We start from the raw sequence: 22215 nt of genomic DNA, 5'->3' as shown, positions 1-22215 counted from the left end.
GCGGGAGCCGCTCACGCCACGGGCAGGCTGACCGTGAACCTGGCCCCGGGCGCGTACCCGGCGTCGTACGACACGTCTCCACCGACGGCCCGGGCCAGGCGCCTCGCGAGCGGCAGCCCGAGGCCCGCGCCGTCGTGCCCGTCGGCGGGGTCGGCGCGCCGCCCCGGCTGGAACAGCTCGCCCACGAACGCCGCCGGTACGCCGGGCCCGTCGTCGACGACGTCTATCCGCACGGCGCCCGGCAGACGCCGCGCGGACACGGTCACACGGGAGCCGGCGTAGCGGGCGGCGTTGGCGAGCAGGGGGCTGAGGATGCGTTCCAGGAGTGCGCCGGCGACCCCCGCCTCCACGACCGGCGCCTCCGCCTCCACCTCGGTCCGCAGCCGGGCCGGTACGTCGAGGTGCTTGAGCAGGCCGTCGAGGACGGGGAGCACGTCGGTCGTCCCGGGGGCCGTCGCCGGGTTCAGCGCGTTCTCGCGGGCGTCGTCCAGGAGGGTGTCGCAGATGGTGCGCATGGACTGGGCGGCCTCGGCGATCACGTCCTGGATGGCGCGCGTCTCGGCTTCCGTGCGGGGGCGGGCCCGCCACCAGTCGAGTTCCATGATGATCCGGGTGAGCGGTGTGCGCAGTTCGTGGGACAGCTCTCCGGTCAGCTGCTGTTCGTGGCGCAGCACGGTCCGTATGCGGTCCAGGAGCTCGTCCAGCGAGGCGCCGAGGCGGGCGAGCTCGGCCGGGTGGCCCTCGGTGCCGAAACGCTCGTCGGAGCCGACCGCGCTCCACTGGGTGGCCTGGTCGGTCATCGTCCGCACGGGGCGCAGCGCCCTGCCGACGGACAGGCGGGTGAGCAGGTACGTGCAGCCGAGCATCACGGCGTCCAGGACCAGCGAGCCGAGCAGCAGGGTGCGGGCCGAACCGCGGTACGGCGCGAGGTCGAGGGCGGTGACGACGGTGGCGGTGGCGTGTCGGCCCGCGACGGGGTGGGAGCACAGCCGGACCGGCCGCCGGCCGTGGTCCGAGACGGTCGCGCAGGCGCGCCCCGGTCGCGCGGCCAGCCGGCCGGCGGTCCGGGTCAGCGGACTGGCCGCCGTGGTGGACGGCGGCCTCTCCAGCAGGCGGGGGCCGGAGTAGATCCACACGTTCGAGTCCAGGAGCCGGTCGTTGACCGTCTCCAGGACACGGACGCGGTGGCCGCTGGTGTCGACGGTCGTGGCCACCGCCACCGCCCGGTTGCGCAGTTCGTCGTCCGCCTGCCGCTCCAGATGCCGGTCCATGATGACGTTGAACACCACGGTCAGGACCGTCATCAGCAGCGCGGCGGTGGTCAGCGCCACGAGGGAGAGCCGGCCGCGCAGGGTGCGCGGGGCGAGCCGGCGGCCGGTGCGCAGGACACGGTTCATGACAGGCGGTGTCCGATCCCCCGCGCCGTGCCGATGGTCAGGCCGCTGCCCGCCACGCGCAGCTTGCGGCGCAGCCGGCTCAGGTACTGGTCCAGGGTGTTGTCGCTGACCTGGGCACCCTCCGGCCAGCCGGCCCGCACCAGCTCGCGGCGGCGCACGAGCGCCCCGTCCGCGGTGACGAGCGTGGCCAGCAGCCGGAACTCCGTCGGGGACAGGGCCACCCGGACGCCGTTCACGCTCACGCCGTGGTCCACGGCGTCCAGGACCAGGTCACCGGTTCCGGCGGTGGGGCGGGGGGCGGCCCGTCTGAGCGCGGCGCGCAGCCGGGCGGCGAGTTCGGGGAGGTGGAAGGGCTTGGGGAGGTAGTCGTCGCCCCCGGCGGAGAACCCGGACAGCCGGTCGGTGAGCCGGTGCCGGGCGGTCAGGAAGATCACCGGCGCGAGGAAGCCGTTGGCGCGCAGCGCCTGGCACACGTCCCGTCCGTCCGCGTCGGGCAGGCCGACGTCCAGCACGGCCGCGGCGATGTCGGGGGTGGCCAGCCGCAGGGCGGAGGCGCCGTCGGCGGCCAGGACGGGCTCGAAGTCCTCGTCGTACAGCCCCCGGCGCAGCACGTCGCGCAGGGCGTGATCGTCCTCGACAACAAGGATCCTGGGGCGCATGACCCTCCTGCGGCCCACGGGCCGCTCTGGGTGAGCGGGCGGAAAACGAATGACTACAAAAATGTAGACGGTCTACGGAACTGTAGACGAACGGCGGCCGCGGGGTGTTCCCGGAGCCCGCGCCACCGGGCACCGTGCGCAGCGGTCGCCCGGGTTCCCCGGCCCGGGGGTAGCCTCTGCGAGCGAGGTGCGAGGAAGGACGGACAGTGGGCGACCCGAGGGACGAGGAGACTCCCGGCGGATCCGGCAGACGGGCACGCGGCGAGCTGGAGAGCGAGGTGCTGGCCGCGCTGTGGGCCGCCGACGGCCCGCTGACCGCCCGCCAGGCCCTGGAGCGCCTGCCGGACGGCCTGGCGTACACCACCGTCCTGACGATCCTGTCCCGGCTCCACGACAAGGGCATGCTCGTACGCCACCGGCAGGGCCGCGGGTACGCCTACGCACCGGTGCGGGACGAGGCGTCGCACACGGCCCGGCGCATGCGGTCGCTGCTGGACGAGGGGTCCGACCGCGAGGCGGTGCTGACCCGCTTCGTCTCCGAACTCTCCGTGCACGACGAGCAGTTGCTGCACCAGCTGCTGTCCGGGCACGACGCACCCGACGAGCCCTGAGACGGGGAGGCCCTGAGCCGGTGCTGATCAGCGTCTACGTTCCGTTCGTCGTCACGGCCGTGGTCACGGTGCTCGCGCCCCGGCCGGCCCGGCGGCTCCCCCCGCGTCCCGCCGCCTGGGCCCTGGCCTGCGCCGCGCTCGTCACGGCGGTCGGCTGGACGGGCTCGCTCGCCCTGCTGGCCTTCACCGGCGTCGCGCAGATCCCCCAGGTCGCGGCCGAGGGCCACTGGTCGGTGGCCGTGCTGCGCGCGCAGGACCCCGTGGACCTCGCCGTCGCCGCGGTCAGCGCGGTCGCCCTGGCCGTGAGCGCCGTCTCGCTGGCCGTGGCCGCCGTCCGCCAGGTCCGCCAGGTCGTACGGGCCCGGCGGGAGTGCGCCGGGCTGCCCGGCGACACGGAACTGGCCGTGGTCGACGAGGACTCGCCGCTGGCCTTCGCCCTGCCCGGGGCGCCCGGACGGATCGTGGTGTCCCGGGGGATGCTGCGCTGCCTCGGCGACGACGAGCGCTCGGCGCTGCTGGCGCACGAACGGGCCCATCTCCGCGGCAGGCACCACCTGTTCCTGGGCCTGTGGCGGCTCACCGCGGCCCTGAACCCGCTGCTGCGCCCCCTGGCCGCCACCGGCGCCTTCGTCCTGGAGCGCTGGGCCGACGAGACGGCCGCCGCGCAGGTCGGCGACCGGGCCGTCGTCGCCCGCGCGGTCGGGCGCGCCGCCCTCGCCTCCGCGGGCGCGCCGCCTCGCGCCCAGCTGGCCGCGACCGGCGGGGAGGTGCCCCAGCGGGTACGGGCCCTGCTCGCGCCCCCGCCCGCCCGGCGCAGCCTGCCCCTGCTCATCGGCGCCGCGCTGCTGACGGTGTGCTGCGCGAGCCTCGCCAACGCGGCCTCCGACAACGACCGGATGGTCGACAGCGCCGAACGGGCCCAGTGCGCGGCCCTGCTGGCGGCCATGCCCGCACCACCGCCGGGCGACCACCGGCACGGCCCCTGCCGCCATCACCGCCGCGACGGCGACGGCGACCACCACGCGCGGCCGCGGCGGTAACCAGGACCTCGCAAGGGCGTTGCGCGGACGGCGTGTTCCGACCAGGCGGGCCGTGGGCGGCAGGGCGGCGTGCCCGGCCGTCCTGAGTCGACGGCAGTCGCCAGCAGGCACCGGCCCGTTGGGAAGTGACGGATCCGCGGGGCACGACCACCGCTCAGCGGTGTGGTCTTCACCTGATGGGCACCGGCGGTCTTCGGTGCGGTGGGGACGGCCGGCCCGGAAGAGCACAACTCGCCCCCGGTTCCGCCCGGCAGCCGCCGGCCCGTCCGCTCGCGCGCGGGTGCCCGGGAACGAGACGGCGCCCGGGCCGACCGAAGTCGACCCGGGCGCCGCGTGGCAGGTCAGAGGGGGTGCCCCCTGTCCCGCAGCCGTAGGCCCTGTGGGACTCGAACCCACAACCAATGGATTAAAAGTCCACTGCTCTGCCAATTGAGCTAAGGGCCCAAGCGATGTTGCCTGTCCGAGCATAGCCGCAGGAGGCCGCGTCTCCGATCGGGTATCGGTGCCCCGGCCGCGTCGGACCGGGCGAGGCGGGAGGATGGCCGGATTTCGACCGGCTCGGACACACGGGCGCGGACCGGACCGGGGAACCGGTGCCACGCCGGGGCGAGCCGCTCTCGCGTCATCCGTCATGCGTCGGCCCCGATTCCCCCACCAGGACCGTGACGTGCGTCACTTGGCGGCCGTGCCGCGGGCCGGGACCGCGGAGGCGGCACGGCGAAGGGCCCGCACGACGTCGGTCGTACGGGCCCTTCGTGGCTCAGTCCGCGCCACCCGGTCGGGCCGGCGCGTCAGCCTTCAGGTCAGCCGTTGCGCTTCCAGCGCGGCTTGTCGTCGCGGCGGCCGAAGGACCCGGTGCCACGGTGGTCGTCACGGCGGCCGTAGGGGCGCTCGTGGCCACCGGAGCGGAAGCCCGGACGGTCGTCGCGGCGCTCGCGGTTGAACGGCCGGTCGCTGCCCCGGTGCCCGCCGCGCTCGTCCCGGCGGAAGCCACCGCGGTCGTCACGACGCTCGAAGGAACGCCCACCGCGGTCGCGGTCACGGTCGAACGGGCGGCGCTCGTCACGGCCCTCGAAGCCACGGCCGCCACGGTCACCCCGGTCGTCGCGACGCTCGAAGCCGCGGTCGTCACGGCGCTCGAAGGAACGGCCACCGCGGTCGTCACGGCGCTCGAAGCCGCGGTCACCCCGGTCGTCACGGCGCTCGAAGGAACGGCCACCACGGTCGTCACGGCGCTCGAAGCCACGGCCGCCACGGTCACCCCGGTCGTCGCGACGCTCGAAGCCACGGCCGCCGCGGTCGTCACGGCGCTCGAAGGAACGGCCACCCCGGTCACCGCGCTCGCCCCGGTCGTCCCGGCGCTCGTAGCCACGGCGCTCCCGGCGCTCGTACGGAGCCGCCGACGAACGCTCCTCGCGCTCGGTCTCCCGCTCCGCCGGCTCCTCGGCCACGACGGCCAGCTCCTGCGCCGCCGTCGCCTGGGCCTCGGCCACCGCGGCCTCCGGGTCCTCGCCGCGGTCGCGGGCGACCCGGGCGACCAGACGGTCGGCCTCCTCGCGCAGCTCGGCGGCGCGGCGCTGGGCGCGCTCCAGCTGCTTGGTGAGCTGGGCGACCTCGCGCTCGGCCTGCTGGGCGGCGTTGGCGGCGGACTCGGACTGCACCTCGGTCATGGAGCGGGCGCCGGTGATCTCGGCGACCTCCGGGTCGAAGGCGCCGGCGCCCTGGATGATGTGGCGCGCGGCGTCGACGCCGGCGTCCTCCATCAGGCGGAAGATCTGGCGACGCTGGTGCGGCAGCGACAGGGAGACGACCGTGCCGGTGCGGCCGGCGCGAGCCGTACGGCCGGCGCGGTGCAGGTAGTCCTTGTGGTCGCCGGCCGGGTCCACGTTCAGGACCAGGTCGATGCCGTCGACGTGGATGCCGCGGGCGGCGACGTCGGTGGCGACCAGGACGTTGACGTAACCGTCCTTGAAGTCGGCCAGGGTGCGGGTACGGGCGCCCTGGGTCATGCCGCCGTGCAGCGCGTCGGCCTTCGCTCCGGCCTCGCGCAGCTGCTCGGCGACGCGGTCGGCGCCCAGCTGGGTGCGGACGAAGATGATCGTGCGGCCCTTGCGGGAGGCGATCGCGGCGGTGACCGGCGCCTTGTCCTTGGGCTTCACGATGAGGATGTGGTGCGACATCGTCGTGACGGCGCCCTGGGCCGCGTCCACCTCGTGGGAGACGGGGTTGTTCAGGTAGCGGTCGACGAGGGTCTGGATCTCGTTCTCCATCGTGGCGGAGAAGAGCATCCGCTGGCCGCCGGCCGGGACCTGGTCGAGCAGCTCGGTGACCTCGGGCAGGAAGCCCAGGTCGGACATCTGGTCGGCCTCGTCGAGGACGGCGATCTGGGTGTCCTCGAGGGAGCAGGCGCCGCGGTTGATGATGTCCCGCAGGCGGCCGGGGGTGGCGACGAGGATGTCGACACCGCGCTCCAGGGCGTAGATCTGGTTGCCCATGGAGGTGCCGCCGCAGACGACCTTCATCTTCAGGCCGAGGACGTCGCCGTACGGCTGGAGGGCGTCGGCGACCTGCATGGCCAGCTCACGGGTCGGGGTGAGGATGATCGCGCGGGGCTTGTGCTTCTGGGTGCGGCCGCCGGCCAGCGTGGCCAGGGTCGGCAGACCGAAGGAGAGGGTCTTGCCGGAGCCGGTGCGGCCACGGCCGAGGATGTCCTTGCCGGCCAGGGCGTCCGGGATGGTCGCGGCCTGGATCGGGAAGGGGGTCGTCACGCCGTTCTGCGCAAGCTTGCGCACGATGCCCTCGGGGAGCCCGAGGTCGGCGAAGGTGATCTGAGGGGTGTCAGTGGTCTCGGTCGTCACGTCTTCGAACTCGTTCTCGTTCTCGGACATGACAATCTGGTCAGAACTGGACACGGACATGCGAATGCGAAACCTTCCGGAGTCTCGTCGGCACGCGCCCGTCAACTCCGTGATTCGCACACGACCGCCTCAATGCGGTCCGCCACGGCAAGGGAGAGTACGCGCCACACGGCGCGCTCTGCTGTGGCGCCGGGCAAATGGGATCAAACGATCTACCACCATACGCACCCACCACCCCTGAACGCAAACCGAGCCCCATAGTCCCTGGTCGGCAGTGGCTCAGGTCACGCCCGCGGGTCAGGCCGGCAGGCCCGCCACGGGCTCCGGCGCGGGCTCGCGCTGCACCAGCTGCGGCCCCGGCTCCTCGTGCGCCGACGAGGACGGCTCGGCCGAGGGCGGGTCCGAGACGGGCGGCGGCGGGGTGGTGGCCGGCGGCGCGGGCGGGGCGGTGGTGGGCGGAGGCGTCGGCTGGGCCTCGCTGGGCGCCGGGTCCCCGGGGGCGCCGGACTTCCGGGGCTTCGCCGGGGGCGCGGAGGCGCTGCCGCCACCGGAGGGGGTGGCGGAAGCCGAGCCCGACTCCCCCGGCTTCGCCTTGCGGCCGTGCCCGCGCTTGGCGTCGCCCTCCGCGCCCTCGCGGCCGGGGCCGCCCACGCCGTCCGCCGCCGGGCCGCCGCCGGCGGCCTCGCCGCCGTGCCGGCCCGCCGAGTGCGAGGGCCTGACCCGGTCCGCGGTGTCGCCCACGTTCACACAGCCGGCGGCGACGGAGACGGCGAGCACCGTGACGGCCAGACGGGCGGGTACGTACAAGGGGCGCACGGCGGCCACCTCCGGGGGCAAGGAAAGGAGTCAACCTCACCAACTCCCGCCGCCCGCGGGAGGACACGCGCCGCGTACGCATCAACTCGCCCGCCGCACCCCCGGGCCGCCCACGGGACGGGCCCGGCCGCTCACCCGTAGCCGAGCGTGTGCAGCCGGGAGTCGTCGATGCCGAAGTGGTGGGCGATCTCGTGCACCACCGTCACCTCCGTCTCCGCGACGACGTCCTCGCGGGTCTCGCACATCCTGAGCGTCGGCCCCCGGTAGACCGTGATCCGGTCCGGCAGGACCCCGGCGTACCACTCGCCCCGGTCGGTCAGCGGGGTTCCCTCGTAGAGCCCGAGCAGCTCGGGATCTTCGGTGGGCGGTTCGTCCTCCACGAACACCGCCACGTTGTCCATGAGCCGCGTCAGCTCCGGCGGGATCCGGTCGAGCGCCTCGGCGACCAGTTCCTCGAACTCCTCGCGCGTCATCTCCAGCACAGGGTCATTGTCCGTTACGCGGCCCCGTACGAGAGGGGCGAATCGTCGCATGGCCCCGCCCGTGCTTGGGCATACGGGACCAATGGCCCGTGTCCCCGTCGCGCTGAAGAGCATGCTGAACCGGACCTCGACACGCATCCGCCCCACCCGCCCGCTCCCCGACCTGGAACTGGCCGCCCGGCCCAGGCCGTGGCTCCGCGCGCTCGGCCTCGCGACGGTCGTGCTCGTCGGCGCCTGGCTGGGACTGCTGGTCGTCGGCGACGTACGGGCCCCGGTCGGCCCGATGAACACGACGATGGCGCTGCGCCCGTCCCTCTCGGGCGGCACGAAGATCAACGTGTCCCCGCTGGGCGCGCTCACCCTGGACAGCCATGTGGCCCCGGTCCGCCTGGACGTGAACGTCGACCAGCTGGACCCGCTGCGCTCCCAGGCCCTGGTCGACCACCCCGAGCGGATCTCCGGCCTCCAGGACGAGGTGGTCCACGACGTCGAGCACGGCACGCTCGACCTCGCGGTGCGCTCCTGCGTCGCCGTGGTCGCCGGCGCCACCGCCCTCGGCCTCGCGGTCTACCGGCGCCCGCGCCGGGCCCTCGCGGCCGGCGGACTCGCCCTGGCGCTGCTCGCCGCCTCGGGCGCGTCGGCGTACGCCACCTGGAACCCGAAGTCGGTGCTGGAGCCCAGGTTCTCCGGGCTGCTGTCCTCGGCGCCGTCGGTGATCGGCAACGCGCGCAGCATCGTCACCGAATTCAACGTCTACCAGCAGGAGTTGGCCCGCCTGGTGACGAACGTGACCAAGCTGTACGACGTCACGTCCACGCTCCCCGCCTACCAGCCGGACCCCTCCACCATCCGGGTCCTGCACGTGTCGGACATCCATCTGAACCCCGCGAGCTGGAAGATCATCGCCTCGCTGGTGGAGCAGTACAAGGTGAACGTGATCGTGGACTCGGGCGACACGATGGACCACGGCACGGCCGCGGAGAACGGCTTCCTGGACCCGATCGCGGACCTGGGCGTGCCGTACGTGTGGGTGCGGGGCAACCACGACTCCAGGGCCACCCAGGGATATCTGGAGCACATGAGGAACGTCCACGTCCTGGACGACGGGCACGCGCAGACGGTGGGCGGGCTGCGCTTCGCGGGCATCGGCGACCCCCAGTTCACCCCCGACCGCTCGGTGGTGCCCGGCGGCGACGCGTCCGAGCAGCTGGCGGGCGACCGGCTGGCCAGCGCCCTGCGGTCCCAGCGGGCGGCCGGCACGCCCGTGGACGTGGCCATCGCCCACGAGCCGGCCGCGGCCCGCGAGACGGACGGCGAGGTGCCGCTGGTGCTGTGCGGGCACCTCCACCACGAGGGGGACGAGAAGCTGCCCTACGGGACCCGGCTGCGTATGGAGGGCTCGACGGGCGGCAGCGGGCTGCGGGCGGTGGAGGGCAAGTACCCGGCGCCGATCGAGGCCTCGGTCCTCTACTTCGACCGGGACAGCCACAGGCTGCAGGCCTGGGACGCGATCAAGCTGGGCGGGCTGGGTCTGACGACGGCCGAGGTCAGCCGTCACCTCGCCGACGACAACCGTCCGGGGGCGAGGCCCGCGCCCGCGGCGTCCGGCGGAGCGGGGACCTCCGGCGGCCGTCCGTAAACCGTTTTGGCGATACCCCTCGCCATCCCATATGCTTCTCACGTCCCCGACGCGCTGAGAAGCGCGCAGGCGGGCCGATAGCCCTCATCGTCTAGCGGCCTAGGACGCCGCCCTTTCAAGGCGGTAGCACGGGTTCGAATCCCGTTGGGGGCACGCAGAATCGTGTGCGACACTGTTGCACGCAGCAGCTTGGTCCTGTGGAGCAGTTTGGAGTGCTCGCCACCCTGTCAAGGTGGAGGCCGCGGGTTCAAATCCCGTCAGGACCGCTGAGGTTTCCCCGGAAACCTCGTGGCTGGGTAGCTCAGTTGGTACGAGCGTCCGCCTGAAAAGCGGAAGGTCGCCGGTTCGACCCCGGCCCCAGCCACCACAGCCCTACCAGGGCAAGAGCCCCTCTCCGACATCACTGGAGAGGGGCTCTTTCGTGCCGTCTACGCCGCCCAGGGCATCCGGCGCAGCGAACGACAGGGGCACTCAGCCGGACGCCACCTGCCCGGCGATCATGCCCGCGGCTTCGGTAGGCGCGGGCAAGTCGTCCTGCGCGGGCCTCCTCCGCTCCGGCACGTTCATCCTGCGTCACATGTCGGCACCGACTCGCTCCTCACCAGGGGCGATAGCCTTCGGAAGCACCCGATTCGGGGTCAGCTCACGCTCATCCCGCGCTCCGGCCACTGCGCCCGCTCGTCATACACGGCGTTGATCTTCCGGGACGCCTTGAGGAAGGTGTAGTCGAGGTCACCGTCGTCCGGTTGAGCTGTCCGCGTATACGTGTTCATGGTCAGGAGCCGCGTCATTTCCGCGGGGTCCTCACCGAAGGAGTAGCGGATGACCGCCCCGTCCTCGGACTCCTTCTTGAAGTAGACGAGGGACGCCATCACCACTCACCTTCGAAGTCTTCGCGCTTGTTCAGCGGAACCTTGCTCTGCCAATTGTAGGTTTCGTTCGCCACACGGTGAGCCTCCTGGTAGGTGGCTCCGGGGTGTTCACGCAGGTAGCTGAGCTCAGTCAGTTCGTGCTCCAGCAGAACGTGGTCCTCGGGCAACGCATTGCCCGAGCGAAGGCGGATCCAGGCATCCGCGATCTCGGCATCCGCGTCGAATTTCCGGATGACGACCTGACCCGTCTCGTAGTCCTCGATCGGGTGCTCGGTGTCGAAGACGTGTTTCTTGATCGCGCCGATCTCTTGCTCGGAGAACCCCGTCGAACCGTTCGCACGCGGCACACCTCGGGTGTTGCGGCTGATGGCCTGGATGTCGCGCGGGTTTTGCAGGAAGTCGTCGTAGGCGGCTTCCGCCCATCGCGTCTGGGTCGGGTCGTCGAGGATGTCGCGCGGGCGGCGGCGGGCTCCGGTGAGCCATTCGTCGTTGAAACGCGGGGCAGGCACCGTCGACAGGCCGTCCAGGTCGGCACCCGCTCCCAAGAACAGGCTCCGGACACCCCCGGCGTCGACGGCTGCCTGAATTCCCCCGGCTCCGGCACCCAGGACGCCGCCGAACGCCATGCCAGTAAGCGCGGAGTCGCTGGCCTCATCCAGGCTGTATCCGCGTTGCATCCCCGCGGCGATCTTCATCGGCTGTGCGACGGCCAAGTCGACGGTGACCGACTCGATGCCCGCGATGGAGGCCGTGGCAAGCGTGGTGCCCGCAATGGTGGCAATCTCCGTGGAGACCGTGACGCCAAGCGTGGCGGCGAGGTCGACGATGCCAGCGGTCGCCGCCGCAGCGGCGGCCTCTGAGATACCGGCAGTGAAAACGGCCAGCGCGGTGCCGGCGACGATGGTCGCGCCGACGATCTCCAGTTCCTGCTCAAGCCGCTTGACGGCGGCATGTACGGCATCGGCGTACCCGTCGAGCGCCTTCGCCATGTCCCGAGCGCCGTCGACCATGTCCTTGAGCCAGCCGTGGCCATCGTGGTAGTAACGCCGCCAGAAGGGGTCGTCGAAGGCGCTGATTGCTTCGCCCTTGTTGTGCTCGATAATGCCGCGGGCCGACTTGTTGGCCGCGACCAGCACATCCTCGACGTCGTCGGCGAATGCCCGCCATACCTTGGCCGCATCACGCAGCGCGTCCTCGTCGGCTGCAGGCCACCACATGCCCGTGACGTCCTTGACGATCTCCTTCGCCTTGTCCGCGGCACTCACTTGGCAGCGTCACCGCCCCTGATGCTGATTCGGGAGAAGATCGAGCGCACGAGTTCCTCGTTGTCGATGTGGCCGTCAGCCATGTCACTCATAGCGTCATGGATGCTCTGCAGGCCCTGGGACAGGATGTCGGCGGCGTTCTCCATCTTCGTCACCAGCGGGCCGTAGTGTTTGTGGAACTCGGCGCCCTGTCTGTCGTCACCCCAGGGTGAACCGGCCCCCGCGAGACCTGACTTGAGTTTCGTGAGCGCCTTAGCCAAGTCCGCGCCGTGGGTATGGAAGTGCGGTGCGGTCGCCTTGAGATCGGCGATCTTGATGTGGAGGATCTCACCGCTGCTGTCGTCACTCATGGCCTGGTCCGTGTCCCCTTCACCGGCGCGCCGATCCGCGGGCCCCGAGTGGGCCGGGAGCAGGTGGTCCCGCGGGCCCGGCGACAGCTTAGTGATCGGCAGGGGCCACGGTCTGGGCATGTGCCGCGGAAGGCCGGGCAGAAAGCCGATCCAGTCTCGATCTGTTTCGCACGGTGGCCTGATCCGTCAGGGGAAGGACGCGTACGGCGTCGAAGTTTCCTCGGCCGCACGCGATCACGGGACCCGGGCGCGCGGCCTATGATCGGGGCGCGGTCTGCCGGGGTCTGGGGCGGCGTCGTGCCGGTTCGCAGGGGGGCGATGTGGGGGACGGGTTCCGGGGGTTCGACATCGTGCGGCGGGGTTACGACCGCGCCCAGGTGGACGCCTGTCTGGCACGCCTGGCCGCCGGCGCCGCGGTCGAGGCGCCCGTTTTCGACGTCGTCCGGCGTGGGTACGACCGAGCGCAGGTGGACGCGCGGGTGGCACAGCTACGAGGCGGGGGACGATGAGCAGCGGGACCGGATCCTCAGGGGACGTCGAGCTGGAGAAGGACCGGGCGCGCTACGGGCTGCTCGCGGTCGTGGTCAGCAACCTCGCCATCGCCGCGGTCGCGATCTTCGGCGTCTGGCGGCTCGACGGCGACAAGTCGGTGATCGTCGGCATCCTCACCGCCGCTTTCACCGCGGTGAGCAGCATGACCACCGCCTACCTGGGCATCAAGGCCGTCTCCAACACCGCGAAGTCCTTCGCCCAGGGAGGCGGAGCGGCCCACCGGCCCCCCGAGGCCACGACCGCCACGACCACCTCGGCACCGCCCGCCCAGCGCACCCCCTAGTCCACGACGACGGGACCGACCGGGCGGCCGCCCGGGTGCCGGTCCCGCAGGACCAGGAAGACCGCGCAGGAGACGGCCGCCCAGCCGGCCAGCACCAGGAACGGGAACGCGTGCTGGTGGCCGCGGAAGTACACCGCGGTGTGCTGGGCGTTCACCGAGGCGCCGGGCGGCAGCCAGCGGCCGATGAGCCCGAGCGGGGACGGCAGCAGCGGCCAGGACACGGCACCGCCGGAGGAGGGGTTGCCGAGCAGCACCAGCAGCCCCCAGGTCGGCAGCATGGCCCACCGCCCGAACAGGGTGTTGAACATCGTGAACACCATGCCCGTGGTGAACATCGTCAGGGCGAGGATCAGCCACGACTGCACGAACGGCAGCCTCACCGCCCCCAGCCACCAGTCGACCACCGCGGCGATGGTGAACCCGCCGAGCACGGCGTAGGCGACGGTGACGCCGATGCGCTGCAGCGGGTTCAGCGCTCGCGCGTGCACGCTGAGCTGGATCGACCCGACCATGCCGATGATCACGGCGGCGAGCGAGATGTAGAAGATCGCCAGTCCCCGCGGATCGCCCTTCTGCAGCGGATTGAGATCGTGGACCACGACGGGCGTGCCGGTGGCGCCGCCCACCTTCACCGCCGCCTCCGTGAGCACCTGGGCGACCGTCGAGCCGGACGCACCCGACACCTCCAGCGTGACCACCCGGCCGCCCGCGGGCGCCTCGACGACCGCGAACACCCGCTGCTCGTCCACCGCGCGCACCGCCGCCGCCCGGCCGCCGTACGGGCGCAGCCGCAGCGAGGCGTCCAGCGCCCGCTCCATCCCCGCGATGAACCGCTGCGCCTCCGGACGGCCGGGGGCGCCGGTCACCGCCGTGGGGATGCTGTGCGGGGTCGGGTTGGCCATGGCGTACGTGTAGGAACCGGCGAAGAGCCCGGCCGCGGCGGCGATGAGCAGCAGCAGCACGGTGGCGGGCAGGAAGGGGGACGCCCGGAAGGCCGCCCAGCGCTCGGCGCGGGTGGGCGGCCGGCCGTGCGCTCCGTGCGGTGTGTCCGGCATGTCGACCAAGTTAGGACAGAAGCCGGGATGTCACCGGGAGTGCCGGAGGGGCCGCGCGCACCCCGGTCAAATCGTTCGCGTGTTTTTCAGCCGGGGTGAGATCCTGGATCGCGTATGTCTACGCATCCCGCCCCCGCCCTCGGCACCCTCGCCCCCCGTCTGACCGAGCTGTCGCTGCGCGACGCGCACCGGCTCGGGCGGCGGCTCGAGGGCGCACGCAAGATCCGCAAGCCGGAGGCCCGTGCCGCCGTCCTCACCGAGATCGAGGGTGAGATCGACAGCGCCGAGGCCCGGATGGCCGAGCGGCGCGTGCGCGTACCGGCCGTCACCTACCCCGAGCAGCTGCCCGTCAGCCAGAAGAAGGACGAGATCGCGGCGGCCATCCGCGACCACCAGGTCGTCATCGTCGCCGGTGAGACCGGGTCCGGGAAGACGACGCAGATCCCGAAGATCTGTGTGGAGCTGGGGCGCGGGGTGCGCGGGATGATCGGGCACACGCAGCCCCGCCGCATCGCCGCCCGCACCGTCGCCGAGCGCGTGGCGGAGGAGCTGCGGACGCCGCTCGGCGAGTCCGTCGGCTGGAAGGTCCGCTTCACCGACCAGGTGAACCCGGACGCCACCTTCATCAAGCTGATGACGGACGGCATCCTGCTCGCGGAGATCCAGACCGACCGCGAGCTGCGCGCCTACGACACGATCATCATCGACGAGGCCCACGAGCGGTCCCTCAACATCGACTTCCTGATGGGCTACCTCGCCCAGCTGCTGCCCAGACGGCCCGACCTGAAGGTCGTCATCACCTCGGCGACCATCGACCCCGAGCGCTTCTCCCGGCACTTCGGGGACGCCCCGATCATCGAGGTCAGCGGCCGGACGTACCCCGTGGAGGTGCGCTACCGGCCGCTCCTGGAGGACGAGTCCGAGGACGCGGACCGCGACCAGATCACGGCCATCACCGACGCCGTCGAGGAGCTGATGGCGGAGGGACAGGGCGACATCCTCGTCTTCCTCTCCGGTGAGCGGGAGATCCGGGACACGGCGGACGCGCTGGAGAAGAAGAAGTACCGGTTCACCGAGGTCCTGCCGCTGTACGCGCGGCTCTCGCACGCCGAGCAGCACCGGGTCTTCCAGCAGCACACCGGGCGCAGGATCGTGCTGGCCACGAACGTGGCCGAGACCTCCCTGACCGTCCCCGGCATCAAGTACGTCATCGACCCCGGCTTCGCCCGGATCAGCCGCTACAGCCACCGCACCAAGGTCCAGCGGCTGCCCATCGAACCGGTCTCGCAGGCCAGCGCCAACCAGCGCAAGGGCCGCTGCGGCCGTACCTCCGACGGCATCTGCGTCCGGCTGTACTCCGAGGACGACTTCCTCACCCGCCCCGAGTTCACGGACGCCGAGATCCTGCGGACCAACCTGGCGAGCGTCATCCTCCAGATGACCGCGGCCGGCCTCGGGGACATCGAGAAGTTCCCCTTCATCGACCCGCCGGACCACCGCAACATCCGCGACGGCGTCCAGCTGCTCCAGGAACTGGGCGCGCTGGACCCGGAGCAGAAGGACCCCCGCAAGCGGCTCACCGACACCGGCCGCAAACTGGCCCAGCTGCCCGTCGACCCGCGCCTGGCCCGCATGGTCCTGGAGGCCGACAAGAACGGCTGCGTCCGGGAGGTCATGGTCATCGCGGCCGCGCTGTCCATCCAGGACCCGCGCGAGCGACCGGCCGACAAGCAGGCCCAGGCCGACCAGCAGCACGCCCGCTTCAAGGACGAGACCAGCGACTTCCTCGCCTACCTCAACCTGTGGCGGTACGTCCGCGAACAGCAGAAGGAGCGGGGCTCCAGCTCCTTCCGCCGGATGTGCAAGCAGGAGTACCTGAACTTCCTGCGCATCCGCGAGTGGCAGGACATCTACACCCAGCTGCGCACGGTCGCCAAGCAGATGGGCATCCACCTCGACGAGAACGAGGCGCCCGCCGACCGCGTGCACGTCTCCCTCCTCGCCGGCCTCCTCTCCCACGTCGGCATGAAGGACGTGAAGGACGGCAACAAGAACGAGTACCTGGGCGCCCGCAACGCCAAGTTCGCCGTCTTCCCGGGCTCGTCGCTGTTCCGGAAGCAGCCGAAGTTCGTGATGTCGGCCGAGCTGGTGGAGACCAGCCGGCTGTGGGCGCGGGTCAACGCGAAGATCGAGCCGGAGTGGGTCGAGCCGCTCGCCGGGCACCTCCTGAAGCGGACCTACAGCGAACCGCACTGGGAGAAGGACCAGGCGGCCGTGATGGCGTACGAGAAGGTCACGCTGTACGGCGTCCCCATCGTCGCCCAGCGGAAGGTGAACTACGGCCGGATCGACCCCGAGGTCTCCCGCGAGCTGTTCATCCGCAACGCGCTCGTGGAGGGCGACTGGCGCACGCACCACAAGTTCTTCGCCGACAACCGCAGGCTCCTCAGCGAGGTGGAGGAGCTGGAGCACCGGGCCCGGCGCCGGGACATCGTCGTGGACGACGAGACGCTGTTCGACTTCTACGACCAGCGGGTGCCCGAGCACGTGGTCTCCGGCGCCCACTTCGACTCCTGGTGGAAGCACAAGCGCCATGAGCAGCCCGACTTCCTGGACTTCGAGCGGGAGATGCTCATCCGGGAGTCGGCGGAGGCGGTCACCAAGGCCGACTATCCCGACTCCTGGCGCCAGGGCCCGCTCACGTTCCGGGTGACGTACCAGTTCGAGCCGGGGGCGGACGCCGACGGCGTCACGGTGCACATCCCGCTGCAGGTCCTCAACCAGGTCACGGAGGAGGGCTTCGACTGGCAGATCCCGGGCCTGCGGGAGGAGCTGGTGACGGAGCTGATCCGCTCCCTGCCCAAGCCGATCCGGCGGAACTACGTGCCCGCGCCGAACTACGCGCGGGCGTTCCTGGAGCGGGCGGTGCCCCTGCAGGAGCCGCTGACGGTGACCATGGCGCGGGAGCTGCGGCGCATGGTCGGCGTCCCCTTCGAGGCGGAGGACTTCGACCTCGCGAGGATCCCCGACCACCTCAGGATCACCTTCCGGGTCGTCGACGAACGGCGCCGGAAGCTGGCCGAGGACAAGGACCTGGAGTCGCTGAAGATCGGCCTGAAACCGAAGGCCCGCAAGGCGCTCTCCCAGGCCGCCGCGGCCACCGCCTCCCGCGAGGGCGGCGAGTCCCTGGAGCGCAAGGGCCTGACCGACTGGACGATCGGCACGCTCTCCCGGGTCTTCGAGACCCGGCGGGCCGGCCAGCCGGTGAAGGCGTACCCGGCCCTGGTGGACGACGGCGACACGGTCTCCGTCCGCCTCTTCGACACCGAGGCCGAGCAGGCCGAGGCGATGTGGAAGGGCACCCGGCGCCTGATCCTGCGCAACATCCCGGTGAACCCGGCGAAGTTCGCGTCCGACAAGCTGACCAACCAGCAGAAGCTGGGCCTGTCCGCCACCCCGCACGGGTCCGTCCAGGCCCTGTTCGACGACTGCGCGACGGCCGCGGCGGACAAGCTGATCGCGGACTTCGGCGGGCCCGTCTGGGACGAGGAGTCGTACCGGAAGCTGTACGACAAGGTGCGCGCCGAGATCGTGGACACGACCGTGCGCACGGTCGGCCAGGTGCAGCAGGTCCTGGCGGCCTGGGGGGCCTGTGAGCGCCGTCTGAAGGCGACGCGCAGCCCCGCCCTGCTGGCGAACCTGACGGACGTACGGGGGCAGCTGGACGCCCTCGTGAAGCCCGGTTTCGTCACATGGGCGGGCATACGCCGGCTTCCCGACCTCATGCGCTACCTGGTGGCCGCCGACCGGCGGCTGCAGCAGATGCCGACGGGCGTCCAGCGGGACACCACCCGCATGGAGAAGGTCCACGAGATGCAGGACGAGTACGCCTGGCTGCTGGAGCAGCTCCCCAAGGGCCGCCCGGTGCCGTCCTCGGTCCTGGACATCCGCTGGATGATCGAGGAGCTGCGGGTGAGCTACTTCGCCCATGCGCTGGGCACCGCGTACCCCGTCTCCGACAAGCGGATCGTGAAGGCGATCGACGCGGCCGTTCCGTAGCCGGGCCCGCACGGAGGGTGAGTTCGACCAGGGGGCTCACCCTCCTGTACAGTCTGTTCTCGCAGCGCAACGCGGCAAGCGGAGCGAAGCGAAACCTGGTCCTGTGGAGCAGTTTGGAGTGCTCGCCACCCTGTCAAGGTGGAGGCCGCGGGTTCAAATCCCGTCAGGACCGCACAGCGAACGAGGCCCGCATCCCCTGGGGATGCGGGCCTCGTCGTGCGTCCGCACCAGGGACGCGCGAGGCCACCGCCCACGCGGCCGAGGGAGCGGCCGGGGGCATGGCGCGCGGGCCCGCGCGGCGGGCGAGGAGCCGGTGACCGCCCCGGACCCGCCCGAGGGCGCCGGACACGGTCCCGGCGGCCGCCCGCGCCCTTGACGACGTCACGTTCCGCCGGTACCCAGGGACCAGGGCCCGTTCCCCCGTCGGTCCGCGGAGGTGGCGTATGGCGGCATCGGCCAGGCACGAGACGCGGGCGCTGCTGAGGGCACACCTGTCGGCCGCCTCGTCCTACCGGCACTTCACCCGCCACTGCCCGATCTGCCATCGCCTGCTGCGGCTGGCGATGGACCCCGGCACCCTCCCCCAGGAGGCCGACGGGGAGAGCGCCGAGGACGAGAGCCCCCGCACGGCGTGACCGCCGGCGGCCCCAACTCGCGTGTGCGCGCGGGTCGCTGGAACCGGCGCTTCCATTAGCGCACCTATGCCGGAGGCAACAAGTGGCCCGGCATGTGACGGGAGTCACCGCATGAGTTTTGAAAACCGCGGTATTTACACCCGTCCTACAACGGGTCAATTTAATATGTGCAATTGCACCGCTCCCCGGGGCCGCGCACAGCCGTTCCGACAGCCCTCCCCAGACTCCGACAAGGCCCCCCACAGAGCCGCCGTCACACCCCCGACCTGCGCACAAAAAAGATCGCGCTGGACCCGGCGGAGTCCAGCGCGATCTACGACGCACCCTGTGTCGCTTGCCTACAACGTTCTCTTCGGCCTGGGCGTGGGTCCTGTTGGGGCAGGTCCCGCGTCGCTTGGAGCTAGGGTTTCGGGCGCCACGGCCAGTTGGGGGACCTGCCGTATTGCCCGGTATTGAGTTGTTCAGGCCTCGCTACGCTGCTGCGGGATGCCCGCGAGCAGGGCACGGACCTCGGCCTCGCGGTAGCGGCGGTGCCCGCCGAGCGTGCGGATCGAAGTGAGCTTGCCGGCCTTCGCCCACCGCGTGACCGTCTTGGGGTCGACACGGAACATGGTGGCGACCTCAGCCGGGGTCAGCAGCGGCTCGGCATCAGGGGTGCGAGCGGTCATGAGCGGCCTCCTCGGGAGAACCGAACCTTCTCGGTTCTTTCCTCTAAATTCTGCACCTTGACCCGCGTTGCCCGAAATGGCGGACGCGAGTCGAGTCGGTTATAGGACGAACGGCTTGTCCTCGGCACTACAACTACACCATCTGTCCAGCCCGGTCGGCCAAACCGATGGAATTGCCCTCCCAGGTGTTCATCAGCGACGGAAGCCGATGGACCATGCCATAGCGGACAGTCACGCCACTGTGACGATCAGTCACAGGACGATCAGGAGTCACCAGACCCCCCAAAGCGTGCAATGCTGAGATTCCGCCCATAGTGCACCACAGTTGGGCGGAAGGAGCCCTCCCCGGACTCCTTGTCCTATTTTGGCATGAGGAGGGGGAAGAGGCGCAAGAGCCCCGTACGTGCGGTCCGTCACCCTTCAGCCATCCTTGACGCAATCGCCCGGATCAGGGCGGACATCTCGTCAGCTGGGGTGAAGTGCCCTTGACCGTACGCTGTTCGACGCCGTCTCAGCTGTGACGTGCGCCACGTTCGTGGCGTTTCTGTTGAAACGTCAGTTCGCCGAACGCAGGTCCCGGACCGCCCGCCACCGCTCCACGAGCCGGGTGTAGGCCTCCCCGGCCGCCGCCCCGTCGCCCCGGCGCAGCGCCTCGATGCCGGCGGCCACGTCCGCCGCCGAGCGGTCGTCCTCCAGCTCACCGGCCGGCACCACGTGCACCAGACCGCCGTAGTCCAGCTCCACCAACGAGCGCGGGTGGAACTCCTCGAGCCAGCGGCCGACGTCCACCAGGCCGTCGATCAGCGGGCCTTCCTCGACGGTGTCCTTCAGGGTGCGCAGCGCCCGCGCCACCCGGCGCCGGGCCTGGACCATGGGCGTGCGGTAGCGCAGCACCGGGGGCACCTCGGCGGTCCCCTTCTCGTGCAGGCGCTCCTCGTCCGAGACCAGCACGAACCAGTTCAGCGGCACCTGCCAGGTCGACGTGCGGATCCACGGGCGGGCGTCGGGATTGCGGGCCAGCCAGCGCTCGTAGTCCTGGGCCGCCTGCCTGCGCACCACCGGGGGCAGCACCGCGTCCAGCACCGTCGGGGGCAGCTCCCCCGGCAGGTCCTCCAGCGCCTGCCAGCCGCGCAGCCTGGTCCGCCAGGGGCACACGCAGGTCACCCCGTCGACCTCCAGCACGAAGGCGTCGCTGCTCTCGTGCACCGGCACCGCGACCGGCGGGGTGGGCAGCAAGTCGGCGAGGGAGCGGCGCAGTTCGTCCTGATAGGAGGGACGCCCTGGGCGGCCGGCGTAGCGCGCCCAGTGGCTGCGCTCCGGCTCCGGGAAGGCGGCCAGCGGCTCGTACACGCGCAGGTACGCGGCATAGGGGACGACCACGGGGGACACCTTCGGCACGCCTGCTCCCTCCCCATCGGACCCGGCTCGAAACACTGCAAATCGTGCCACGCTCATGCGTGCGCGAACGCCACGGGAGAGTGATCCTGAACACTGCGCGGATGGTGGTCGTGCCGAGGCTCTACGCTCATGCCACGGCACCCCGCCACCCGCACGGGGTCCGTCCCCACTCGCCGCTACTTACACAGGAGTCACCACAGTGACCGACGTAACCGGCGCGTCTGCTGATGTCCTGAACACCCTGTTCCACTCGGACCAGGGCGGCCATGAGCAGGTCGTGCTCTGCCAGGACCGCGCCACCGGCCTCAAAGCCGTGATCGCCATCCACTCCACCGCCCTGGGCCCGGCCCTCGGCGGGACGCGCTTCTACCCGTACGCGACCGAGGCCGCCGCCGTGGCCGACGCCCTCAACCTCGCGCGCGGAATGTCGTACAAGAACGCCATGGCCGGTCTGGACCACGGCGGCGGCAAGGCCGTGATCATCGGCGACCCGGAGCGCGACAAGACCGACGAGTTGCTCCTCGCCTACGGGCGCATGGTCGCCTCGCTCGGCGGTCGCTACGTGACCGCGTGCGACGTCGGCACGTACGTCGCCGACATGGACGTGGTCGCCCGCGAATGCCGCTGGACCACCGGCCGCTCCCCCGAGAACGGCGGCGCCGGCGACTCCTCCGTGCTCACCGCCTTCGGCGTCTACCAGGGCATGCGCGCCTCCGCCCAGCACCTGTGGGGCGACCCCTCGCTGCGCGGCCGCAAGGTCGGCGTCGCCGGTGTCGGCAAGGTCGGCCACCACCTGGTCCGGCACCTGCTGGACGAGGGCGCCGAGGTCGTCGTCACGGACGTGCGCGCGGACGCCGTCCGGCGGATCCTCGACCAGCACCCCGAGGGCGTCACGGCGGTCACCGACACCGAGACGCTGATCCGGGTCGAGGGACTGGACGTCTACGCCCCCTGCGCCCTCGGTGGCGCCCTGAACGACGGCTCCGTGCCGGTGCTCACCGCCCGGGTGGTGTGCGGCGCCGCGAACAACCAGCTCGCCCACCCGGGCGTGGAGAAGGACCTCGCCGACCGCGGGATCCTCTACGCGCCGGACTACGTGGTGAACGCGGGCGGGGTCATCCAGGTGGCCGACGAGTTGCACGGGTTCGACTTCGACCGGTGCAAGGTCAAGGCGGCGAGGATCTTCGACACCACGCTGGCCATATTCGCACGTGCGAAGGAAGACGGGATTCCGCCGGCCGCCGCGGCCGACCGGATCGCCGAGCAGCGGATGGCCGAGGCACGCGCGGGCCACCCCGCCCGGTGACTCCGTCGCACACGTGAGCGGTACCCGCCGGCGGGAACTTAGAGAGAACTCTCACTCCCACCGGCGGGTCGTTCCCCGATAAGTGGTTAAAATCGCCACTGACCAGCGAGGACGGGGCGCCTCGAAGGTCCTGTGCACACGCGCGTGCTGCGGGCGACGTACCGTATGGGCGCGGGCTCAGGTACCGTGGAAGCCCTACGGACCGGCCTCTCTACGGAGGGTCCGTTCCGGATCATGAACGCGTGTCAGACTCTGGGGCCGTCGAGCCCC

At 71.6% G+C, this 22215-nt stretch carries 18 protein-coding genes and 5 tRNA genes; 11 read left to right on the top strand and 12 right to left on the bottom strand.

Translation table 11 applies throughout. The annotated features are described in order from the left end of the window. Positions 1 to 11 precede the first annotated feature (11 nt). Together ACZ7FF_RS11390 and ACZ7FF_RS11385 are read right to left on the bottom strand one after the other, a co-directional pair. Positions 12 to 1397 carry a sensor histidine kinase gene (locus tag ACZ7FF_RS11390; protein ID WP_470811394.1) on the bottom strand — a complete coding sequence of 462 codons (1386 nt, stop codon included), beginning with the start codon at positions 1395 to 1397 and terminating at the stop codon, positions 12 to 14. After that, the gene (locus tag ACZ7FF_RS11385) at positions 1394 to 2056 is read right to left on the bottom strand and encodes a response regulator transcription factor (protein ID WP_470811393.1); all 663 of its coding nucleotides are present in this window, start codon (positions 2054 to 2056) and stop codon (positions 1394 to 1396) included. Before ACZ7FF_RS11385 ends, ACZ7FF_RS11390 begins: the two co-directional genes overlap by 4 nt. A gap of 206 nt (positions 2057 to 2262) precedes the next feature. Between ACZ7FF_RS11385 and ACZ7FF_RS11380 the strand changes: the two genes are divergently transcribed. Then, positions 2263 to 2667 carry a BlaI/MecI/CopY family transcriptional regulator gene (locus ACZ7FF_RS11380; RefSeq protein ID WP_470811391.1) on the top strand — a complete coding sequence of 135 codons (405 nt, stop codon included), beginning with the start codon at positions 2263 to 2265 and terminating at the stop codon, positions 2665 to 2667. 20 nt (positions 2668 to 2687) lie between these two features. After that, positions 2688 to 3707 (top strand): M56 family metallopeptidase, encoded by a 1020-nt coding sequence (locus tag ACZ7FF_RS11375; RefSeq protein WP_470811390.1) that lies wholly within the window; start codon positions 2688 to 2690, stop codon positions 3705 to 3707. A 371-nt stretch (positions 3708 to 4078) separates the two neighbouring features. On the opposite strand, the gene ACZ7FF_RS11370 is transcribed toward ACZ7FF_RS11375, so the two are convergent. From ACZ7FF_RS11370 to ACZ7FF_RS11355, 4 genes are all read right to left on the bottom strand, one after another. Beyond that, positions 4079 to 4151: transfer RNA gene (locus ACZ7FF_RS11370), tRNA-Lys, on the bottom strand. 359 nt (positions 4152 to 4510) lie between these two features. Next, the gene (locus ACZ7FF_RS11365; RefSeq protein ID WP_470811389.1) at positions 4511 to 6625 is read right to left on the bottom strand and encodes a DEAD/DEAH box helicase; all 2115 of its coding nucleotides are present in this window, start codon (positions 6623 to 6625) and stop codon (positions 4511 to 4513) included. A gap of 237 nt (positions 6626 to 6862) precedes the next feature. Then, complete coding sequence (locus tag ACZ7FF_RS11360; protein ID WP_470811387.1) at positions 6863 to 7381, bottom strand: hypothetical protein; 519 nt, start codon at positions 7379 to 7381, stop codon at positions 6863 to 6865. Between the two features lie 131 nt (positions 7382 to 7512). Continuing rightward, positions 7513 to 7863 (bottom strand): metallopeptidase family protein, encoded by a 351-nt coding sequence (locus ACZ7FF_RS11355; RefSeq protein WP_470811385.1) that lies wholly within the window; start codon positions 7861 to 7863, stop codon positions 7513 to 7515. An 82-nt stretch (positions 7864 to 7945) separates the two neighbouring features. On the opposite strand from ACZ7FF_RS11355, the gene ACZ7FF_RS11350 reads away from it, so the two are divergent. From ACZ7FF_RS11350 to ACZ7FF_RS11335, 4 genes are all read left to right on the top strand, one after another. Next, positions 7946 to 9502, top strand: coding sequence for a metallophosphoesterase family protein (locus tag ACZ7FF_RS11350; protein ID WP_470811384.1), 1557 nt, complete (start codon positions 7946 to 7948; stop codon positions 9500 to 9502). A gap of 80 nt (positions 9503 to 9582) precedes the next feature. Beyond that, positions 9583 to 9655, top strand: a tRNA-Glu gene (locus tag ACZ7FF_RS11345). A 38-nt stretch (positions 9656 to 9693) separates the two neighbouring features. Further along, positions 9694 to 9768: transfer RNA gene (locus ACZ7FF_RS11340), tRNA-Asp, on the top strand. Positions 9769 to 9792: 24 nt separating this feature from the next. Then, positions 9793 to 9869, top strand: a tRNA-Phe gene (locus ACZ7FF_RS11335). A gap of 271 nt (positions 9870 to 10140) precedes the next feature. Here ACZ7FF_RS11335 and ACZ7FF_RS11330 read toward each other — a convergent pair. From ACZ7FF_RS11330 to ACZ7FF_RS11320, 3 genes are read right to left on the bottom strand one after another with little or no spacing between them, the layout of a single operon-like run. Continuing rightward, the gene (locus ACZ7FF_RS11330) at positions 10141 to 10374 is read right to left on the bottom strand and encodes a hypothetical protein (protein ID WP_470811382.1); all 234 of its coding nucleotides are present in this window, start codon (positions 10372 to 10374) and stop codon (positions 10141 to 10143) included. Continuing rightward, entirely contained in the window at positions 10374 to 11639 is a 1266-nt protein-coding gene (locus tag ACZ7FF_RS11325; protein WP_470811381.1) for a WXG100-like domain-containing protein, read from the bottom strand. Before ACZ7FF_RS11325 ends, ACZ7FF_RS11330 begins: the two co-directional genes overlap by 1 nt. After that, positions 11636 to 11989 (bottom strand): WXG100 family type VII secretion target, encoded by a 354-nt coding sequence (locus tag ACZ7FF_RS11320; RefSeq protein ID WP_470811379.1) that lies wholly within the window; start codon positions 11987 to 11989, stop codon positions 11636 to 11638. Before ACZ7FF_RS11320 ends, ACZ7FF_RS11325 begins: the two co-directional genes overlap by 4 nt. A 505-nt stretch (positions 11990 to 12494) precedes the next feature. Here ACZ7FF_RS11320 and ACZ7FF_RS11315 point away from each other — a divergent pair. After that, positions 12495 to 12824: a hypothetical protein gene (locus ACZ7FF_RS11315; protein WP_470811378.1), complete on the top strand. Its 330-nt coding sequence runs from the start codon at positions 12495 to 12497 to the stop codon at positions 12822 to 12824. On the opposite strand, the gene ACZ7FF_RS11310 is transcribed toward ACZ7FF_RS11315, so the two are convergent. After that, positions 12821 to 13879, bottom strand: a complete 1059-nt coding sequence (locus ACZ7FF_RS11310) for an ABC-2 transporter permease (protein WP_470811376.1) — start codon at positions 13877 to 13879, stop codon at positions 12821 to 12823. The two genes, ACZ7FF_RS11315 and ACZ7FF_RS11310, sit on opposite strands and share 4 nt — an antisense overlap. A gap of 114 nt (positions 13880 to 13993) precedes the next feature. On the opposite strand from ACZ7FF_RS11310, the gene hrpA reads away from it, so the two are divergent. The 3 genes from hrpA (at position 13994) to ACZ7FF_RS11295 (ending at position 18573) form a co-directional block, all read left to right on the top strand. Continuing rightward, the gene (gene hrpA, locus ACZ7FF_RS11305) at positions 13994 to 17938 is read left to right on the top strand and encodes an ATP-dependent RNA helicase HrpA (protein WP_470811375.1); all 3945 of its coding nucleotides are present in this window, start codon (positions 13994 to 13996) and stop codon (positions 17936 to 17938) included. A 97-nt stretch (positions 17939 to 18035) separates the two neighbouring features. Then, a tRNA-Asp gene (locus tag ACZ7FF_RS11300) sits at positions 18036 to 18110 on the top strand. Positions 18111 to 18381: 271 nt separating this feature from the next. Continuing rightward, positions 18382 to 18573 (top strand): DUF6274 family protein, encoded by a 192-nt coding sequence (locus ACZ7FF_RS11295; RefSeq protein ID WP_470811373.1) that lies wholly within the window; start codon positions 18382 to 18384, stop codon positions 18571 to 18573. Between the two features lie 461 nt (positions 18574 to 19034). On the opposite strand, the gene bldC is transcribed toward ACZ7FF_RS11295, so the two are convergent. Both bldC and ACZ7FF_RS11285 read right to left on the bottom strand, forming a co-directional pair. Next, positions 19035 to 19241 (bottom strand): developmental transcriptional regulator BldC, encoded by a 207-nt coding sequence (gene bldC, locus ACZ7FF_RS11290; RefSeq protein WP_003949541.1) that lies wholly within the window; start codon positions 19239 to 19241, stop codon positions 19035 to 19037. Positions 19242 to 19796: 555 nt separating this feature from the next. Continuing rightward, on the bottom strand, positions 19797 to 20639 hold the full coding sequence (locus ACZ7FF_RS11285) for a DUF8083 family protein (protein WP_470811371.1): 843 nt from the start codon (positions 20637 to 20639) through the stop codon (positions 19797 to 19799). A 199-nt stretch (positions 20640 to 20838) separates the two neighbouring features. On the opposite strand from ACZ7FF_RS11285, the gene ACZ7FF_RS11280 reads away from it, so the two are divergent. After that, complete coding sequence (locus tag ACZ7FF_RS11280; RefSeq protein WP_470811370.1) at positions 20839 to 21945, top strand: Leu/Phe/Val dehydrogenase; 1107 nt, start codon at positions 20839 to 20841, stop codon at positions 21943 to 21945. Positions 21946 to 22215: the final 270 nt, after the last annotated feature.

Source organism: Streptomyces sp. NPDC037126 (genome assembly GCF_055605965.1).
Note: the sequence above shows the minus strand (reverse complement) of the source record. Positions and strands in the feature narration are given on the sequence as shown.

What these genes read in the sequence shown, in the direction of transcription:
- ACZ7FF_RS11390 (WP_470811394.1), bottom strand. Translation starts at nt 1,397, where the DNA reads ATGAACCGTGTCCTGCGCACCGGCCGCCGGCTCGCCCCGCGCACCCTG.
- ACZ7FF_RS11385 (WP_470811393.1), bottom strand. Translation starts at nt 2,056, where the DNA reads ATGCGCCCCAGGATCCTTGTTGTCGAGGACGATCACGCCCTGCGCGAC.
- ACZ7FF_RS11365 (WP_470811389.1), bottom strand. Translation starts at nt 6,625, where the DNA reads ATGTCCGTGTCCAGTTCTGACCAGATTGTCATGTCCGAGAACGAGAAC.
- ACZ7FF_RS11350 (WP_470811384.1), top strand. Translation starts at nt 7,946, where the DNA reads ATGGCCCGTGTCCCCGTCGCGCTGAAGAGCATGCTGAACCGGACCTCG.
- ACZ7FF_RS11330 (WP_470811382.1), bottom strand. Translation starts at nt 10,374, where the DNA reads ATGGCGTCCCTCGTCTACTTCAAGAAGGAGTCCGAGGACGGGGCGGTC.
- ACZ7FF_RS11320 (WP_470811379.1), bottom strand. Translation starts at nt 11,989, where the DNA reads ATGAGTGACGACAGCAGCGGTGAGATCCTCCACATCAAGATCGCCGAT.
- ACZ7FF_RS11315 (WP_470811378.1), top strand. Translation starts at nt 12,495, where the DNA reads ATGAGCAGCGGGACCGGATCCTCAGGGGACGTCGAGCTGGAGAAGGAC.
- ACZ7FF_RS11310 (WP_470811376.1), bottom strand. Translation starts at nt 13,879, where the DNA reads ATGCCGGACACACCGCACGGAGCGCACGGCCGGCCGCCCACCCGCGCC.
- hrpA (WP_470811375.1), top strand. Translation starts at nt 13,994, where the DNA reads ATGTCTACGCATCCCGCCCCCGCCCTCGGCACCCTCGCCCCCCGTCTG.
- ACZ7FF_RS11295 (WP_470811373.1), top strand. Translation starts at nt 18,382, where the DNA reads ATGGCGGCATCGGCCAGGCACGAGACGCGGGCGCTGCTGAGGGCACAC.
- bldC (WP_003949541.1), bottom strand. Translation starts at nt 19,241, where the DNA reads ATGACCGCTCGCACCCCTGATGCCGAGCCGCTGCTGACCCCGGCTGAG.